We start from the raw sequence: 19,114 nt of genomic DNA, 5'->3' as shown, positions 1-19,114 counted from the left end.
ATAGCCCTTGAAGTCGTATCTAGTGACCTTATTTATTTTACCGAAAGCGAGTCAAAGGCTCGTTGTTTCAGTCAATTGTCTTAACCTGTTTTATTTTTGTATTCAATATAGGAGGTGTTTCAATATGAAAATTCGTCCTTTAAATGACAAGTTACTTGTTGAACGGCAAGAGGTCGAAAATAAATCTGAAGGTGGGATTGTACTTACTTCCCAGTCGGTCAAGAAATCTAACCGAGGCAAAGTGATTGCTGTTGGATTGGGTAAACGTCTAGAAAATGGTGATCGTGCGTCGATGGATATCAAGACTGGTGATCAGATCATCTTCAATGATGGCTACGGTGTTAAAACCGAGAAAATTGATGGGCAAGAGTATTTGATTTTGTCCGAGTCTGATGTGTTAGCAATTGTTGAGTAATGGTTGGTAGTAGTTTTTGAGGAGATAAATCATGGCTGCAAAAGAAGTACTATTTGCAAATGACGCACGTCAAAAAATGCTCAAGGGAGTTAACCTACTGGCAGATGCTGTGAAGGTGACGCTCGGTCCTAAAGGCCGCAATGTTGTTTTAGATAAATCGTTCGGAGCTCCGACAATCACTAAAGATGGCGTATCTGTCGCGAAAGAGATTGAACTAGAAGATAAGTTCGAAAATATGGGCGCGCAGATGGTTAAGCAAGTGGCTTCGAAAGCTAATGATGAAGCTGGTGATGGTACCACGACCGCAACTGTATTGGCGCAAGCGTTTATTAATGAAGGACTGAAAGCGGTTGCCTCTGGCATGAACCCAATGGACTTGAAGCGTGGTATTGATAAAGCGACTGAATCTGCAGTGGCTAAGTTACGTGAAATGTCTAAGCCGTGTAGTGATAAAGAATCCATTACTCAAGTGGGCAGTATTTCCGCGAACAGTGATCGTGCTATTGGTGAGATCATTGCAGAAGCCATGGAAAAAGTAGGTCGTAATGGTGTGATTACGGTTGAAGAAGGGCAGGGCTTAGATAATGAGTTGTCTGTGGTTGAAGGTATGCAGTTCGATCGCGGTTACCTGTCGCCTTACTTCATTACCAACCAAGACAATGGCACAGTTGAGCTCGATAATCCGTATATTTTGTTGGTGGACAAAAAAGTCAGCAACATTCGTGAGTTGCTGCCAGTCCTTGAAGCGGTCTCACAAGCCTCTCGCTCGCTATTAATTATTGCTGAAGATATTGAAGGCGAGGCGCTAGCTACGTTAGTTGTGAACAACATGCGTGGCATTGTTCGTGCTACAGCGGTGAAAGCGCCAGGTTTTGGCGATAACCGTAAAGCGATGATGGAAGACATTGCGATTCTAACGGCAGGTACAGTGATTTCTGAAGAGATTGGGCTTGAGTTAGAAAAGGCAACGCTAGAGCAGTTAGGCTCAGCGAAGAAAGTGACCATCACGAAAGATGCGACCACCATTGTCGGTGGTGCGGCTGATTCAAGTGCTATTTCGGATCGTGTTGCATTAATTGAAAAACAAATCGAAACGACCACTTCTCAATATGATAAAGACAAGCTTCAACAACGTATCGCGAAGCTTTCTGGTGGTGTCGCAGTGATCAAGATCGGTGCGGCAACTGAAGTTGAGATGAAAGAGAAGAAAGATCGTGTTGATGACGCGTTACATGCAACTCGTGCTGCGGTTGAAGAAGGCATTGTTGCCGGTGGTGGTGTTGCCTTGACCAAGATAGCAAAAGAGCTTGCTGAGCTTCAGGGTGATAATGACGATCAAAATATGGGAATACGTGTTGCCATTCGAGCTATGGAAGAACCTCTTCGTCAAATTGCTGTTAATGCCGGAGATGAAGCGTCTGTCGTGGCTAATGCAGTGAAAGACGGTGACTCGACTTATGGCTACAACGCTGCAAGTGGTGAATATGGCAATATGATTGATATGGGTATCCTTGACCCAGCGAAAGTCACTCGCTCTGCCCTGCAGTTTGCTGCCTCAGTCGCGGGTCTGATGATCACGACTGAAGCAATGGTCTCTGATCTTGCTGAAGACAAAGATCTAGAAAACAAGCTGTAAATAGTGATCTAATCACTTTCGCTAATATCAGCGGGCTCTTCGGAGCCTGCTGAAACACCCGTTGGAGGTAAGTGTTATGATTAGTTTGCCAGCGTTTACTTTCTCAGTCTCTGAATCAAACAGTAGAGAGTCGTCATCAACATGGCCGGCTAGTGTGAGCTTTCCCCTTGTTCCTTCTGGGCAAGAGTTTTCTATAATGAACTCATTACCGCAAAAGTCGGCTTTGAGGATCTTAACTTTAACTATTGATCTATCGCAGATAATGAACAGTAAACAAGGTGAGAGAATCATTCATTAGACCATACAGCCAACACTCCGTTGGCTGTATTGTGTAAGCTGCGTTCGTGTTCATTCGTCTAGTCTTGCACTGAAGACGGGTTAAGTAAGGAAAAAGATAATTATGATCAGCCATATTGACCACCTCGTCCTTACCGTATCGAATATTGATGCTTCGGTTGATTTCTATCGCCGGGTATTGCTGATGAAAGAAGTCACTTTTTCTGGTGGCCGTAAAGCGCTGAAGTTTGGTCGCCAGAAAATTAACCTTCAACTATTAGGCCAAGAAACTCGCAACAATGCTCGGGTAGGCTCTGGCGATCTTTGTTTAATCACCAACTGGGCAATCAATGATGTGATTACTCACTTACATCGCCTAGATGTTGAGATAGTGGAGGGGCCAGTCGAAAAATCAGGTGCGACAGGTGCCATTACCTCCATCTACTTTCTCGATCCAGATAGTAATCTGATTGAGGTGAGTACCTACCAATAAGTCTCCGAGCGTGTCGATCAATTATTGACGTGTAAGTCTAGGCATAACGAGCCTTCACGTTGCTGTTTCGCTAATTCCACACACTTTAAAAGGTGAAGAGCAATAAAAATCCCTTGTGTGATGTTCATCTCGTTTATTGTTAAATTTGATAATTGATTAATCACTTACTACTTTTTTAGATAACTGCCGAAAATCATAAGGGGCAAGTTTTGAAAAGGTTAAAGGTGGTATTTCTAGTCCAGGTCATCGTAGCATTGACACTGGTGTTACTGGTCTCAGCATTTATTAAGTATCAGAATTTCAAAGAAAATTTACATCAAGAGTTGCTGGTTAATGTGCAAAATACCAGCCAAAGGATGTCGATTAGCTTGCCTAAAGCGGTTTGGGATTTTGACTTGGACACGGCAAAGGTGGCGATGTCGGCAGAACTGGATCTGCCTGAAATTTCAGCCATACAATTAATTGATGCTCAGGACAGCGAATTATTATTCCTAACAAAACAAGGTGAAGGAGACGAAAAAGAGCTTGTGGATGTCACAGATAAGCAAGCGTACACACCGGAAAACAGCCAATCAACCGAGCTCACCTTCATAGACTATGGTGAAGAAAACAAGGTCGGTAAGGTGGTTGTTTACTTCGATACTCATGCGATGGATGCCAAATTGGCTGACTCGCTACGAACCAACATAATTGAGTTGATTATTCTCGATATTATTATTTCCATTGTCATCATTCTGGCTCTGACAATGACGGTACTAAGGCCCATTTCTCAATTGACAGATGTTATTAAAGACTTAGCGTCAGGGGATGGTGATTTAACCAATAAACTGGCTTCGGCTAAATATCGTGAGTTTGATGAAATCACCAATGGGATCAATAGTTTCACTGAGTCTTTAAGAGTTATTGTCCAAGATGTTAATCAATCTTCTGAAGCCTTGGGTGAAAAAGCGTTGGCGAATGGGGCAACGGCAAGAACGAACGCAGAGAAGCTCGAATCACAGAAACATCAGCTTACGACCGTAGCAGCTGCGGCCACTGAGCTTAATCAGTCAGTCGCAACAGTCGCAGACACCGCCTCAGAAACTGCGCAACAAGCCCAAACGGCAACAGGCTTGGCCTCCAGTGTCAACGAGGCAATTGAAAGCTCTGCCAGTGACATCATTAACATGCGTGAAGAAATGAATCATGTGAATGCAGAGATGCACATCTTGATTGAAGAGGGCGAGAAGATTACCACGGTGTTAAACGTCATTAATGATATTTCTGAGCAAACCAATTTGTTAGCACTGAATGCCGCGATTGAGGCAGCGCGTGCTGGTGAACAAGGGCGAGGTTTTGCGGTGGTGGCTGATGAAGTGCGTAATTTAGCTGTGAAAACCAGTGAATCCACGGAGCAAATCCAAAAAAATATCGCTGCGCTGGGGGTGGCTACCAAGTCAGTTGAGGATGAGTTGACTCGTATTGCCACATTACTTGAATCAACCGCGGCTAGAGTCAGTGATTCGCAATCTTCGGTTGGAGAAGTTCAGAGCTTGATTACGATTATTTCCGATCGCAGTGGCCAAATTTCTCAAGCGACGGATGAGCAAAGGATGGCCGTTGAGGAAATCAGTCAGGCAATTGTAGAAGCATCGGAAGCGACAAATGAGGTTTCTTCAGGTGCAACTCAAAATGCCCAAAGAACAGAAGAAGTCTTGAGCTTAAGCCAGAGTATCGCCAGCCATATGGCGAAATTCCGCACTTAGGTTATTTCATAGAGGATATGTTATGAGAAATTTCGTATTACTGGCTTTCACAGCCCTATTTTCAATCACTGGTTATACTGCAACCATCACGGCAGCACAGGATCCTTGGGCACCATTTGTGCAAAAAGACAGTGCGAATCCTGGGGTGTCAGTCGAAATCATTACCGAAGCTTTCAAATCCCAAGGGCATGAGGTTGATTTCAAAATTATGCCTTGGACTCGGGCATTGAATGAAGTGAAAGATGGACGTATCGATGTCCTAGTGGCGACTTGGTTTACCAATGAAAGGACGTCTTACCTGAACTACAGCGATCCTTACTTAGAGAATTCGTTAAAATTCATTAAACGCAAAGGGGATGGGTTTGAATACAATGGCATGGATAGCTTGTCAGGTAAAACCGTGGGTATTATTCGCAATTACGGCTATGGCGATGACTTTTTAAATGCTTCTAATTTCAAAAAACCGGAGGCGAACGATTTGGTTGCCAATGCTAAAAAGCTGATGGCGAAACGAATCGATCTGACTCTGGAAGATGAACTCGTGGCTAAGTCTACGTTGTCTGGGGCTGGCATGAACCTAGACGATTTTGAGTTTACAAGTAATGCCCTTTCTGTGAACCCTTTGCATGTGACATCGGGATTAGCCAATCCGAATAACGCTGAGTATATTGAAGCCTTTAATAAAGGATTGGCAGAGATTAAATCTAACGGTACTTTTGAGAAGATTCTGGAGAAGTACGGTATTAAGTAAAATGAAATTCCTGTCACTAAAAGAACGCCAGCTTCCATGCTGGCGTTTATATTCCTATAGATGATTATGTTATTATTATGTTTTCTTTAATTCTCTTAAGTATAATTTATCAGAGCTCTTCTTAATAGTTCCATCCATAAAATAAGCGGTGATCTCCGATTCAATAAAAGAGAATCCTTCCCCATTCTTTATAAACGTTATCTTGGGTAGCTTACTTATATCATCTAACCTGAAAAATTCATGAGAAGACAGTTGTATATTATGACTGCTACTGAACTTTATATCTAAGTGGTGTATAGGTTTAGGGGGAGTGATCGTTAAAGAGACACTGTTTTCAGAAGCGAATTCAAGTTCCACTGTAGCTTCTCCCCTTGACAAGTAACTCTCAAACATTTGACGTTGCATGAGTTTTCTATGTAGTCGAGCATCGTCACATGAAAATGTATAGCCTGAGAAAAATACTAAAAGTGTGATTATATATTTCATACCTGATCCCTAATCATGACCAGGTATTAGATAGTAAAAATATTAAATATATATTAAGAAGTATACTAATAATAATTAAAGTCAATGCATGTTGTCTCCATATGCAAATGTTTTTAATTGTGTTTTTATCGTATGGAGTAATAAAAGGTAAATAAAATGGTCACATTTGATATAAATAATTCTTCTCTTCAAACTTTGCCAAATGAAGATTATCCATGTTAAAAAAAACACCAATAGCCGTTGCCATATTTGCATCGATGGCCATTTTATCGGGTTGCAATGATTCTGAAACAGAAGTTGAAAATCTAAGTGGTCGATGGACAACCGGAGACTTGCACATCCACTCTATTCAGTCGGATGATGCGCAAAGAAACTTAGAAGACGTATTGAATCACAGCTTTGAGAATTATGGTCTGGACTGGGCTATTTTGACTAACCATTTACGTATGTCTCAACGAGATCACGCCGGAGAAGATATACCAGAAGGACCAATCCCTTTTTCTCTAGGTATGGAAAAATTTGAAGTACCATTTACTCAGTTTTCTCAATTCATGGGTCACTATCCAGGAAAGACGATCTTTTCTGCGTTTGAGTGGGATATGCCGGCGCACGAACATTTTAATATTGCTATTTTAGGAGATGAACCTCAGTCACCTGAGTCGTTAAAAGCCATTCAGCAGTTTGAGTATTACTTTACTGAACAACCAGCTAGCGCCTTCGACCTACAAGATGTGCTCGAATGGGAGGAACAAGGTGATAGAGCAAATAAGACGCACGATGATGCTTTAACTGCATTGGCTTGGTTACAGGAGCATTACCCTACCAGCAGCTTTGGTATGATCAATCACCCATCTCGCTATAACGATAATTATGTTATTTCCGACTTTCGTGAATTCCATGATACAGCACCTGATGTTGTTTTCGCGTTAGAGGGAATGATGGGGGGACAAATGGAACCAGATCGTGGCAGCTATGCTGAACCTTACAATGATAGTAACCTGCCTTACCGCTCTTATGGCGGCGCTGACTTCATCATTGCTGAGGTTGGTGGGCAGTGGGATGCACTATTAGGAGAAGGACGTCGAATTTGGAACTTTGCTAACTCTGATTATCACTTCAAAACCGATCATGGGGAATACAGTAGTGGTTATCGTCCGGGTGAGTATGCCAAAACCCACCTATGGATCCCAGATGCGGCTGAGCAGGGAATTAAGGGTATTCTAGAAGCATTGCGATCAGGTCGATCATTCAGTACCTATGGTGATTTAATTGATGCACTGAGCTTTAACGCCATGCATGATCGAGAAGTGGCCTATATGGGCGGTGATCTTTCAGTCAATCAGGGAGATGAAGTGACAATCACCATCCGCTTCAAAAGCCCTGAAACCAATAATTATGAGGAAGAGGTTGGGAGTAATGAGCCGACGGGGATGAAGCCTGTTGTGCATCATGTCGATTTGATTGCGGGCGATGTTTACCCAAGAGCAAAACCGGGCACTCCGGAATATGATCAAGCGGTTAACCCATCAACGCAAGTAATTGCGCGTTTTACTCAAGATGATTGGACAGTGGATAGCGAAGGTTATGCAACGATGACGTTTAGCTTTACCGCTGAAGAAGACCAATACTTCCGTTTACGCGGCACTAACTTGGCACCTAATACCCCTCATGAAACGGATGAGTTTGGTAATCCACTCCCCGATGAGCATATTGATATTTCGGACCACCAGTCACGGTTTAATGCCATCAACGATCGTAACTATTATGACCTTTGGTTTTATTCAAACCCAATCTTTGTTTCTGTGTCAAAGTGAGCGCTATAGAGCAGGATGTGGCTTGCCACATCCTGCTAATTAGAGACAAAGCCATCAGAAAGCTGACTTATATTCTCTGCGACCAAACAACGCAAAGAAAGTGATAAGGCATAAAGTTAATGGCCCAGTACTCCCTCCAGACTCCGCTTGTTCTGTTTCATATGTCATTGAAGTCAATACCCATCGGTGGTCACTAGGCCATACTTCTGGAGTGTATGGTATTTCGACATGGTCGTTAGCAAATGGGTAATCCGCATTTGGATCCGGACGGCCGCCGATGACAAAGGAATCTTTAACCTTCATTGGGTTAGAGACTGCATCTCGATAATAAATAAAGTCTATGCGATGAGCATCAGCCACACCATAATTACCCCAAGTAACGCCAGGGAAGTTAATTTCTGCTGGGAGATCGTTGTTTAATTCCTTATTGCGGTTCTGACGCGCTACATCATAAGTATCAACATACCCGAGATCATTGAGCATGATGTTAGACATTGGCATGGATGGAATGGCAAGAGGAATACGTTTTCCGCGGAGTGGTTTGTGCGCTTCATAGTCAGCGGCAGCCTGAGTATAGTCGTTATGACTTGGTTCGTTGTAGTCTCCGACAAAGAAAGCAGGGATAGAGTCACCAATCATGGCACTTTCTGAGATAATATTGTCATTGCCTTCTCCCCAGTTATCTGCAGCAGCTGTAACGATTTCTTCTTCGCTCCAACCTTGGTGTGCAGTGTAAGGAACATAATGATTAGCCCAGTCTGGGTCTAACCCTAGGTGTACTTCACCAAAGTAGAAGGGCTTACCATTAGGTAAAAGGACTTCGCAACCTTGTTTATGTTCGGCAACGACCTCTAATTTTGTGACGATACGATAGTTATGACAGCTATGCCATTCTTCCCCAGATTCGGACTCAAGTTGACTCTCAATAAACTCTGGGTCGAGTCCTTCTGTTTCCGGATGCATGTATTCCTGCATGCCAACCACATCAGCGTCGAGTTCTAAGATTGTTCTTATTACTTGTCCCCCACGCCCCATATGTAAACCATTCCAGTTATTGTCATCCCAACCGTAAAGGTCAGTCCGCCATACATTTGCTGACACTACTCGAATTTCATCATGAGATTTTTGAGGCAAGCGATTAACATAGAGTTGAGTATTGAGGTCATAGACAATTTCATACTTCTCAGAAGTTAAACCTGTAAAACGGTAGCCATCTTGGCTAATGCCCAGCTCTATGGCTCCTTCAGTCACTTCCTCTAAGGTATCATCACCGATGAGACCATCGTACGAAATAGTCACATTCTGCATTACTGAATTCGTCGTGGTGGGAAGAAGATCAGGATCAAAGTTGTTTGAAATGCCATCAATGTATTTTGGCAGGCCTTCTACTGTGACTGTTAAAACAGGGCGTTGTTCGACATTGAATGCCACACGTTGGCATTTTTCAGTGGTATAGTCAGACCCTTCTAAACAGGTGAGATAATAGTCTCCGGGAAGCTGAGGCGGCAAAGTGATGTTACCTGATTCCTCCGATAAATATGACCAGCTGCCGTAATTCTCATCTGGCTCAGAGCCATCCTTAAAAACGGCGACCCACTCTACACCTTGGTCCTCTGCTTCTACACCAGTATAGCTAACTGATATTTCATCAAGATTGGTGATTTTTTTATTGTTAATTTCTAGCGTTGTGGCCGCAGCATGGCTTGTGGCCAGCAAAGCTAGGGCAGCGATGCTGAGAGAAAATGACTGATTGTTCAAAATATCCTCCTTGTTATGAAGGTTGGAGAATATAAGTTACAAGTTTAAAAATGATGTTGCTTTTACTACACTTTCATTGGTTATTATTATATTTTTCAATTGTTTATAATTATATTGGGGTGGTTTTTTCTGAAGCTTAGCTCAAGAAAATTTGACGGGCTTGCCTTTCGTTAGCCCTAGTCATCAAGACGCTACTTCACAAACTGGCCAACTCATTGACTTTTGGCATTGCCGTCAACGTGTGTTGGCGGCAATGTATTAAGAGTCTAATGTTTTATTTATATGGTCAATAATGAAAGCAAGTAATCACTTACATTTTTATGTTGGTACCTATACCGACGATCCAAGTCAGAGCCAGGGCATTGCTCAAGTGAGCCTCAACACTTCTTCGGGGGAGCTGACGCGACTTGATGATGCCATGGTGATACGCAACCCCTCTTACCTCACTCACACTTCCTCTGGTCTCTATACATTTTCTGAAGTTTCCCGTTCTGATAGTGCTGTTTTGGTGTTTCAGTCGGATGCTCGCTTTGACGTGTTGGCCATTGAAGGTGACTACCCTTGTCATATTGATGTGGATTGCCAGCAGCGATATGCGGCGGTGGCCAATTATGGATCCGGAAATGTGAATGTCTACATGTTGGATGGTGATGGAAAGCCACTCAAACTTGTCGCGGACCTGTTTGTGGATGGCAAAGGAGCGAACAGTGAACGTCAGCAATCGCCGCACGCTCATCAGGTACAGTTTTTAAATCACACACCTCAGTTGGCTGTGGTCGATTTGGGCAGTGATTCGCTGCATCTCTACGACATTGATACACAAAGTGACCAGTTCCAACTTCATCAAACCGTGTCACTGCCTCCTGGCTGTGGCCCTAGGCATCTGGTGATGAATGGTGATGAAGACATGGCTTACGTTGTATGCGAGCTAGCGGAAACGCTGATTACGCTGACGAAGGAAGGTAACCACTGGCGTATGGTAGACCAGTGCGACTTACTGCCCGGCCAGCCAAAAGGAGAGGCCGCAGCAGCGATCAAGCTGTCTTCTGATGAGCGCTTTATTTACGTTTCTTGTCGTCAGCAGAATGCGATTAGCATTTTCGAGCTGGTGGATGGATTACCTTCGTGGTTAGCGGCGCAAGATTGTCAGGGCCAATTCCCGCGAGACTTTACGTTATCATCTGATGGCAACTGGCTAATTGTCGCCAATCAACATTCTAATAATCTCGCTAGTTACCTGCGTTGCCAATCAACAGGTCTTCTTACTCCAGCCAATTACCAGTGCCAAGTGGATGCACCAGTATGTCTGATTGAGCATTTCGTTTAGAGGCGTGAGAACCTTTCGATAATTTGGTGTTATATCAATCTGGCCCTTCTTTCCCCATTCGTTTGGATGGGGATATTTTTCTAATGGGCTGAACTCTGACGTTTTATTTCATTCATTGTCTCTGCGGATATTGATCTGATTTGCACTGTGAATGCTTTGCGCGTAGTAGTGATCTTTTTGTGAATACCCATCAAAAACTACGTGAATTCCTTAATGTGATTAATGTCACATTTATCTATCTATAGATCGATCGGTTTAGTCAGTTAAAGGCGAGCAAATGACTTATTGCTCAATTGAACTGTTGGTCGGCAGCTATCCCTTATCTTTCATGGCTTTCTTATGTGGCACGTCAACGGTGTTGTGGGTGATAAGTGGCTATTGATCAATGCGTCAATTTCATAAATGGAAGGTTAGTTTCCAAGTTCGACAGATGAGCTTCAATTTCGATCTAAGCATAATGCTCAGAATGTAACATTGTATTTCAAAGTGTAACAATTAAACCATATAAGCAGAGTGGTTTTAACCGGATTGCTTATTTGATAACCCCACACTTTGCTTTGCGATGCTGCACATGCTCAACACATAAACATTCTAATGACTATAACAACCGGCCTTCAGGCATTGCCCTGCAACCGGACAAACATCGAGAAAGTTAATGGAAGCCTCAAGATATAAACGCATCTTGTCGAGGGGAAGTTTGGTGACCGCCATTCTGCTGCTCTCAGGATGTAATTCTGCTTTGCTTGACCCGAAAGGTGCTATTGGTGTCCAGGAAAAAGAGCTGATTATTACCGCTCTTTTGCTGATGTTGATCGTTGTGATCCCAGTGATTCTGATGACGATTTACTTCGCCTACCGATACCGCGCAACTAACACCGACGAAGAGTACGCGCCTGAATGGGCTCACTCGACCAAGATTGAAGTGGTGGTTTGGACGATTCCTATCATCATCATCGCGATTCTTGCCACCATTACATGGCGTTCAACGCACGAACTGGAGCCGTCTAAGCCTCTGGTGAGTGATGTGAAACCCATGACGATTGAAGTGGTGTCACTTGATTGGAAATGGCTGTTCATCTATCCGGAAGAACACATTGCAACGGTTAACTACGTTGCGTTTCCGAAAGATGTTCCGGTCAATTTCAAACTGACGTCAGACAACATTATGAACGCGTTCTTTATCCCACGCCTTGGGACACAGATCTACGCGATGCCGGGCATGGTGACCAAGCTGAACCTGATTGCTAACCATGAAGGCGATTACAAAGGCTTTGCTTCAAACTACAGCGGAAAAGGTTTCTCGCAGATGAAGTTTACTGCGTCCGCTATGCCTGATCGCGCGGCATTCCTGAACTGGGTGCAGAAGGTGAAAGCCAGCCCAGATCGCATCGAAGACTGGGAGCAATTCCGCTCGCTGGCAGCACCAAGTGTCGCTGAGCCAGTCACGCTGTTCTCCAGTGTGCCACCGTTTTTGTTTACTGATGTCGTGACCCAGCATCCTGGTTCAATGAACTGTTTGCCTGAAAACCAAGGACAATCGTAATGTTTGGAAGATTAACTCTCGATTCAATTCCATACCACGAACCCATCATCGTCATCACCTTAGCGATTGTCGCTTTGGTTGGCTTGGCAGTGGTTGTCGCGGTGACCAAAGCAGGGAAATGGCAGTACCTGTGGAACGAATGGTTTACGTCAGTAGACCACAAAAAACTCGGCTTTATGTACATCGCAGTTGCGATGGTGATGCTTGTGCGCGGATTTGCCGACGCCGTCATGATGCGCAGTCAGCAGTTGCTGTCTTCTGCGGGTGAAGCGGGTTACCTGCCGCCTCATCACTATGACCAGATTTTCACCGCGCACGGCGTGATCATGATTTTCTTCGTCGCGATGCCTCTGGTTATCGGTCTGATGAACATCATTGTTCCGTTGCAGATTGGTGCTCGTGATGTTGCCTTTCCGTATCTGAACAACCTCAGTTTCTGGTTGTTTATTGTTGGTGTCATCCTGACCAATATGTCGCTAGGCTTAGGTGAATTTGGTCGTACTGGCTGGTTAGCGTATCCGCCTCTGTCGGGTATTGATGCTAGCCCAGGAGTTGGGGTCGATTATTGGATATGGGCCTTGCAGATATCCGGTGTCGGTACCACGCTGACGGGGGTGAACTTCTTCGCCACTATCCTGCGTATGCGCACTCCGTCTATGCCAATGATGAAGATGCCAGTTTTCACTTGGGCGTCTCTATGTGCCAACATCCTTATCATCATTTCGTTCCCAATCCTGACAGTGACGATTGCATTGCTGACACTGGATCGATACCTCGGATTCCATTTCTTCACCAATGATCTTGGCGGCAATGTGATGATGTACGTCAACTTGATTTGGGCATGGGGCCACCCAGAGGTGTACATCCTGATCCTGCCAATCTTTGGTGTGTTCTCGGAAGTGACCGCGACCTTCTCTCGTAAGAAATTGTTTGGTTACACCTCGCTGGTGTGGGCAACGGTAGTGATTACTATTCTGGCGTTTGTTGTATGGCTGCACCACTTCTTCACTATGGGATCGGGTGCGAACGTTAACGCCTTCTTCGGTATCGCAACCATGATCATTTCCATCCCAACCGGGGTGAAGATTTTCAACTGGTTGTTCACCATGTACAAAGGCCGCATTCGCTTTACCACACCAATGATGTGGACGGTGGGCTTCCTGATCACCTTCTCAGTCGGTGGTATGACTGGCGTACTGATGGCGGTTCCGGGTGCTGACTTTGTTCTTCACAACTCAGTATTCCTGATCGCGCACTTCCATAACGTGATCATCGGTGGTGTGGTGTTTGGTTGTTTTGCGGCAATCACATACTGGTTCCCGAAAGCGACTGGCTTCACGATGAACGAAGCGTGGGGCAAGCGTGCATTCTATCTTTGGATTGTCGGCTTCCTGATGGCTTTCCTACCACTGTACGCACTGGGCTTTATGGGTATGACTCGTCGCTTGAGCCAAGACATTAACCCAGAGTACTTCCCTCTGTTGGCCGTTGCTGCGGCAGGTACTGCTGTGATTGCGATGGGCGTCGTATGCCAGTTCATCCAGATTTACGTCAGTATCCGTGATCGCGAACAGAATCGTGATCTGACAGGTGACCCATGGGGTGGCCGTACGTTTGAGTGGGCGACGTCTTCACCTCCGCCGTTCTACAACTTCGCGCATTTACCAAAAGGCGACGAACTGGACGCATTCTGGTATCAGAAGCAGAGCGGTGAGTTCGACCCAACCAAGGAAGTGGAATACGAACGCATCCATATGCCGAAAAACACGCCGACAGGTATTTATGTGTCTGCTTGGGCACTGGTATTTGGTTTTGCGATGATTTGGTACATCTGGTGGCTGGCAGCAGCGAGTTTCGTCGGCATCATCGTGACTTGTATCCAACACAGCTACAACGATGACGTGGACTACTACGTTGAAGTCGAAGAGATAAAAGCGATTGAAGCTGAGCGCCGTGCTCAGTTTGAAGAAGCAAATAAAAAACCTGTGCAAGATGATAATAAGAAAGACGATCTGGAGGTGACGTATGCAAGCTAACATCGCGTCTCACGCTCATGATCACCACGATACCAGCGGCAACAAGCTGTTCGGTTTCTGGGTTTACCTGATGAGTGACTGCGTACTGTTTGCGACCCTGTTTGCGACCTACGCAGTGCTAGAAAGCGGCTCGATTAGCGGGCCGACAGGTAAAGATATTTTCGAACTGCCATTTGTGTTCGTTGAAACCATGCTGCTGCTGTTCAGTAGTATCACGTTTGGCTTTGGCATGATTGCCATGAAACGCAAAGATGTCGCGGGCTTAAAGCGTTGGTTGCAAGTGACTTTCTTGCTCGGGCTTGGCTTTATCGGCATGGAAGTGTATGAGTTCCATCACTTGATCGCTGAGGGCTATGGCCCACAGGCGAGCGCATTTCTTTCTGCGTTCTTCACGTTGGTGGGCACTCACGGCCTGCACGTGACGTTTGGTCTTATCTGGCTGGCGGTGTGCTATCACCAACTGTCGACGAAAGGTCTTAACGACAATATGGCGATGCGCTTTAACTGCCTGAGCCTGTTCTGGCACTTCCTAGACATTGTTTGGATCTGTGTCTTCACTATCGTTTACTTGTTGGGGGTTATGTAATGGATCAACATCTGGAAACGGGTGCGTCGGATTACGTTAAAGGTTTCGTTGCATCTCTGATTTTGACCGTGATTCCGTTCTACTTTGTGTGGACGCAATCGCTGCCCGACACGACAACATATGTTCTTTTGTTTGGTTGTGCTCTGGTACAAATCTTTGTGCACTTTAAGTACTTCCTGCATATGGAAGTAAAAACTTCCGATGGTCGCTGGAACCTAGTATCACTGATGTTTACTGCTATCGTTGTCTTGATTCTTATCGCTGGCTCGGTGTGGATCATCTACAACATGAACGTCAACATGAAGCTGTAGGCCAGAGTATGCTGAAAAGTTATTTGTCTATTACCAAACCGGGCATCATTTTCGGCAACCTGATATCTGTTGCGGCGGGGTTTTTCCTTGCCGCAAAAACAGAGCACGCAAGTCTGAACTTGTTACTGGCGACACTCGCTGGTGTCGGGCTTGTGATTGCTTCAGGCTGCGTAGTGAACAACATCTTTGACCGAGACATCGACCAAAAGATGAAGCGCACTCAAAATCGTGAAACAGTCAAAGGTAACATCAATATCGATGTTGCTTTTGTCTATGCCTTGGTGATGCTGCTCAGCGGGACCGCCTTGTTGTTTCAGCTCGCCAATCCACTGTCAGCAGTGGTAGTACTTTTGGGCTACGTGTTTTACGTGTTTTTCTACACCATGTGGTACAAGCGTACGTCTGTGTACGGCACGCTGGTGGGTAGCATTTCCGGTGCAGTGCCACCTCTGGTGGGCTATCTGGCGGTAACAAACTACATCAGCCTTGAGGCCATTCTGCTGTTTACCATGTTCTGCTTATGGCAAATGCCGCACTCGTACGCGATTGCGATGTTCCGTATGCAAGATTACCGTGACGCGGGCATTCCAGTTTTGCCAGTGAAAGAAGGCATCAACAAAGCTCATCGCCATATGAAGGCATATGTTGCGGCTTTTGGTGCCGTCTCACTGGCTCTATTCCTATTGGGAGAGGCTGGCTATGAATACCTAGCGGTTGCCGCTGTTGTGTGCTTCATGTGGACGCAGGTGACGTTTCGCAAGGTTGACTACAGCAATTACATTCAATGGTCGAAATCGGTGTTTAAAGTCTCTCTGCTGGTGGTGATGAGCATCAGTGGTGTTCTGGGTCTGGAGCTGATTCCACTACCCATCTAACGAGTTAAGCGCTCCTTCCTGAATCTGCTAAGCCGATAACGGTTTTATGCCTGAGATATCCGATACCGGCATGTTTGTGTAAGCAGAGAAAGGGCGGGGCGCTTTTTTCAATACTCCTAATTATCCTTACCAGCTAGTTTTTCGTCTATGACATTATAATCGGAAACTCTATTATATTTATTTAGGAGCTTATGCGATATTTCAATGTAGGAGGACTTATTGTCATTGGTGAGTGGATAGCATGCCATGTAGCTCTCTATAGAAAAATCGATATCTTGATAGTCAATATCGGTGAGCATTTCTTTTGGAGGTAGTTGCTCAGAATGGTTAGGTATAGTTACTTCTCCAGATGAAGTGAGAATTTTATTATTCTTGGACCAGTTTGCTCCACATATTTCTCCGCTATATGTACCAATTACACACCCTGAGTCTAATTTAACTATATCACAATAACCTTCTTTATCTTCAGATTCATTTCCGTCTTCGTCAACGTATGTATTAGTAAGAGTTTTTTGTACAATTATGTATTTATTATCCGGTGACTTTGATATTGAATCTGAATAGTTATCAACTATAAACCTATTTTCCTTAGGATATATATAAAATTTATCACCATGATAAGAAGTAAATTCTATATTTCCATTTTTAAACTCAAATGTTTCAGCATACAAAAAGTTTGGAAATAATAAGAATAATAAAAAAAGCCTCATAATGAATTTCTCCCTAAGAGTTTTTTATAACGAAGTTGAGGGTGTTTCATCCTTCTATCAACTCCATAAATATCAAGTATCATTCTTTCTCTTTCATCATGGTCTTTGGAATTCCATGATTTAATATCTTGTGAAATGTTAGGGTTCTCTGAAAAGAATTTATTAATTGCATTCGAAATATCAGTAGCGACATAGCTAGGTCTATTTATATGTTGATCTAATGCAGTAGCTAACCCTAGATTAGATCTAAAGATTTCTGATATCTTCATCTTATACTTTGGTAAGTAAATTGACTCAACAAATCTCAATCTTTTTACAAAATCTTCTAATTGCTTTGAGATGAACCTTTCATCTCTCATTGAACAAGCCATGTTTTTTATTGGTAGACAATCTATAGTCTCTTTTTTCTCAAATGAACTTTGATTACACATTTCTCTTAACTTTTGCATCAACTTCCTTCCTTGTAGCTTTTCTCCATTTGAGAAACCTTCATGTTGAAAGTAGGTGCTGTTTTCACTGAAAAACCATCCTTTATTTTCAAATAACTCCACATACGCTTCATAGTTATTTTTTTTAAAATCTACTATTTGATCTGTCAGCTCGCCTTTACCAGTGATCTTAATGGTTTTTTGCATTGCACCTGCTGTAATCAACTCACTATCATAAGATTGTACTGAATCGATCTTGCCTTCATTTGGTGACATCATCTCAATCACTTCTTGTTCATGTTTAGTAACTGGTTGAGAACCAACTTTGACATTATTCCAATAACTTTTAAGCTCATGTAAATGTTTTGTCCCCCAAACGACAGGACCATAGACAGGACCATACTTTCCATTATACCTCGTACATTTAACACTTATATCACAGTTACAAACGTAAAGAGGGCTTGTATTAGCAACAAAAGGCCAATAATGCCAGACACTTTTATCGTCCGGGAGCGTAATCTTGCTTTGTGTGTCTTGCATCCAGGAAAACTTATCCGCTCTTTCTCGTTCATGCTGTGAAAACATGTCGTGATGGTTCATGACCTCACTACGCCAAGGTGACTCTAGGTAGTCCTTTTCAGACACAAAACCTGTCATGTACTTTTCATCCATCACTTCTTTGGCGAGTTGATGAATCATAGAATAGCTATCTTTAGTGACGTCTGTATACCAGTCAGAAGGGTGCTTTGCGATAACGCGCTCAAAGTGTTTACGTTTGTTTTCTAAGTAAACTTTGGCTTCTCTTGGTTTTAATGCCGAGAAATCAATCTCTTCACCTTTGGATAGCTCTTCGAGCAGTTTGCTATAGAACGCATTGGATACGTTCAGAGCGCCATCACTTCCACTGCCATCAATGATGATAAGAGGGCTTTCTTCAGCATTTTTTGGGGCAATTTTTTTTAAGAAAAACTCAGGCGGTTCTTCTACGGAAAACAGCTCTATGTGGACTCGGTTATCTTCTTTCTTGGTGGCGTGGGCATCGTTACTGTACTCGTGAAGCCCCATATAGCCCAGTTCATCCCCCGCTTTCACTTCGATAGCGCCAAAGTCGATATTGAGTGGTAAGGGGAGGCCCAGCGTCACGACACTGCCATCACGTAGCGAGGCGGCATCCTTAGACATCCATTCTGGTTCAGAGACAGGCTCTGGGACCATCACAGAGGTGTCGTTAAGAATATCGAAATCGCTGTCTTTACCCGCAGCAAACCAGACGATTTTGCCTTTCATTTTCTTTTCGCTAGATGAAGGAGAGTCACCTAATTGAACAACGCGGCACTTAATCATCTTATAAGTGTGGCCCCCAATTTCAAACCCTACGGTTTCTTGCTCTTCTGCATGCAAATATTCTAAAACCGTGCCGCTTGACATAGAGACTTTGCTTTCCACTTTCCCTCTTTCAGGAGCACCACCAAGTTTAAACGTTCGCACGTTCCACCCATCATCAACCAACTTATAGCGAGTCGTTAGCGATGAATTAGCCCCAATATCCGATGGTGGAGCAAGATGCATGTAGAGAGAGTACAGTTTAAAGACTTCGTCATCCTTTTCTGGGTTTTTGTATTCATGTTCCAGTAGAACGAAGTTGTTACTGTATTTGAGTTCTTGGTCTTTGTATGTTGTGGTTTGGTAGTCAGGGTGAATACGATACGCGATAATTTTCCCATCCATCATTGCTTGGATTGGTCTTAACCCTTTGCCCCATGGCACCATTTTGGATGTTAAATGAACACCACTGTGCCAACCATAACCTTGCCCTAGAAGGTAGCGCCCGCTTTTGACTTGATCGAACAGTTTAGTGAAATCACTAAGCGTATGATAGGGCTCACCATTTCTTTGTGTTATAGGAAAAACTGCATCCATGAGG

At 43.9% G+C, this 19,114-nt stretch carries 16 protein-coding genes; 12 read left to right on the top strand and 4 right to left on the bottom strand.

Features of this window, described 5'->3' with window-relative positions; all coding sequences use genetic code 11:
- Positions 1 to 124: 124 nt before the first annotated feature.
- The 5 genes from L1D23_RS05900 to L1D23_RS05880 all read left to right on the top strand — a co-directional run bounded on the left by L1D23_RS05900 (position 125) and on the right by L1D23_RS05880 (position 5,316).
- A complete protein-coding gene (locus L1D23_RS05900) occupies positions 125 to 415 on the top strand; it encodes a co-chaperone GroES (protein WP_239835676.1) in 291 nt (96 codons plus the stop codon).
- Between the two features lie 31 nt (positions 416 to 446).
- Positions 447 to 2,051 (top strand): chaperonin GroEL, encoded by a 1,605-nt coding sequence (gene groL / locus L1D23_RS05895; RefSeq protein ID WP_239864814.1) that lies wholly within the window; start codon positions 447 to 449, stop codon positions 2,049 to 2,051.
- A 397-nt stretch (positions 2,052 to 2,448) separates the two neighbouring features.
- Positions 2,449 to 2,820 carry a VOC family protein gene (locus L1D23_RS05890; RefSeq protein ID WP_239865408.1) on the top strand — a complete coding sequence of 124 codons (372 nt, stop codon included), beginning with the start codon at positions 2,449 to 2,451 and terminating at the stop codon, positions 2,818 to 2,820.
- Positions 2,821 to 3,029: 209 nt separating this feature from the next.
- Positions 3,030 to 4,565 (top strand): methyl-accepting chemotaxis protein, encoded by a 1,536-nt coding sequence (locus L1D23_RS05885; RefSeq protein ID WP_239864812.1) that lies wholly within the window; start codon positions 3,030 to 3,032, stop codon positions 4,563 to 4,565.
- Between the two features lie 22 nt (positions 4,566 to 4,587).
- Entirely contained in the window at positions 4,588 to 5,316 is a 729-nt protein-coding gene (locus L1D23_RS05880) for a transporter substrate-binding domain-containing protein (RefSeq protein WP_239835673.1), read from the top strand.
- 75 nt (positions 5,317 to 5,391) lie between these two features.
- Here the strand turns inward: L1D23_RS05880 and L1D23_RS05875 are convergent, their stop codons facing one another.
- Positions 5,392 to 5,802, bottom strand: a complete 411-nt coding sequence (locus L1D23_RS05875) for a hypothetical protein (protein ID WP_239864810.1) — start codon at positions 5,800 to 5,802, stop codon at positions 5,392 to 5,394.
- A gap of 215 nt (positions 5,803 to 6,017) precedes the next feature.
- Here L1D23_RS05875 and L1D23_RS05870 point away from each other — a divergent pair, with 215 nt between their 5' ends.
- Positions 6,018 to 7,616: a hypothetical protein gene (locus L1D23_RS05870; RefSeq protein ID WP_239864807.1), complete on the top strand. Its 1,599-nt coding sequence runs from the start codon at positions 6,018 to 6,020 to the stop codon at positions 7,614 to 7,616.
- Between the two features lie 54 nt (positions 7,617 to 7,670).
- On the opposite strand, the gene L1D23_RS05865 is transcribed toward L1D23_RS05870, so the two are convergent.
- Positions 7,671 to 9,374 (bottom strand): hypothetical protein, encoded by a 1,704-nt coding sequence (locus L1D23_RS05865; protein WP_239864806.1) that lies wholly within the window; start codon positions 9,372 to 9,374, stop codon positions 7,671 to 7,673.
- Positions 9,375 to 9,666: 292 nt separating this feature from the next.
- Between L1D23_RS05865 and L1D23_RS05860 the strand changes: the two genes are divergently transcribed.
- From L1D23_RS05860 to cyoE, 6 genes are all read left to right on the top strand, one after another.
- Positions 9,667 to 10,701 (top strand): lactonase family protein, encoded by a 1,035-nt coding sequence (locus L1D23_RS05860; RefSeq protein WP_239864804.1) that lies wholly within the window; start codon positions 9,667 to 9,669, stop codon positions 10,699 to 10,701.
- 655 nt (positions 10,702 to 11,356) lie between these two features.
- Positions 11,357 to 12,244 carry a ubiquinol oxidase subunit II gene (gene cyoA / locus L1D23_RS05855; RefSeq protein WP_080568982.1) on the top strand — a complete coding sequence of 296 codons (888 nt, stop codon included), beginning with the start codon at positions 11,357 to 11,359 and terminating at the stop codon, positions 12,242 to 12,244.
- Positions 12,244 to 14,280 (top strand): cytochrome o ubiquinol oxidase subunit I, encoded by a 2,037-nt coding sequence (gene cyoB / locus L1D23_RS05850; RefSeq protein ID WP_019275229.1) that lies wholly within the window; start codon positions 12,244 to 12,246, stop codon positions 14,278 to 14,280. The genes cyoA and cyoB overlap by 1 nt, the downstream gene beginning before the upstream one ends.
- Positions 14,270 to 14,866 (top strand): cytochrome o ubiquinol oxidase subunit III, encoded by a 597-nt coding sequence (gene cyoC, locus L1D23_RS05845; RefSeq protein WP_021455231.1) that lies wholly within the window; start codon positions 14,270 to 14,272, stop codon positions 14,864 to 14,866. The genes cyoB and cyoC overlap by 11 nt, the downstream gene beginning before the upstream one ends.
- The gene (gene cyoD / locus L1D23_RS05840; RefSeq protein ID WP_006961883.1) at positions 14,866 to 15,177 is read left to right on the top strand and encodes a cytochrome o ubiquinol oxidase subunit IV; all 312 of its coding nucleotides are present in this window, start codon (positions 14,866 to 14,868) and stop codon (positions 15,175 to 15,177) included. Before cyoC ends, cyoD begins: the two co-directional genes overlap by 1 nt.
- An 8-nt stretch (positions 15,178 to 15,185) precedes the next feature.
- Entirely contained in the window at positions 15,186 to 16,052 is an 867-nt protein-coding gene (cyoE, locus tag L1D23_RS05835) for a heme o synthase (RefSeq protein WP_021455232.1), read from the top strand.
- 116 nt (positions 16,053 to 16,168) lie between these two features.
- Here cyoE and L1D23_RS05830 read toward each other — a convergent pair whose 3' ends face one another.
- Positions 16,169 to 16,762, bottom strand: coding sequence for a hypothetical protein (locus L1D23_RS05830; RefSeq protein ID WP_239864802.1), 594 nt, complete (start codon positions 16,760 to 16,762; stop codon positions 16,169 to 16,171).
- Positions 16,759 to 19,110, bottom strand: a complete 2,352-nt coding sequence (locus tag L1D23_RS05825; RefSeq protein ID WP_239864800.1) for a hypothetical protein — start codon at positions 19,108 to 19,110, stop codon at positions 16,759 to 16,761. Before L1D23_RS05825 ends, L1D23_RS05830 begins: the two co-directional genes overlap by 4 nt.
- Positions 19,111 to 19,114 lie beyond the last annotated feature (4 nt).

Origin of the sequence: Vibrio sp. Isolate24 (assembly GCF_022398215.1) — a bacterium.
GTDB classification, from domain to species: domain Bacteria; phylum Pseudomonadota; class Gammaproteobacteria; order Enterobacterales; family Vibrionaceae; genus Vibrio; species Vibrio coralliilyticus_A.
This window is presented reverse-complemented; position numbering and strand designations above follow the sequence as displayed.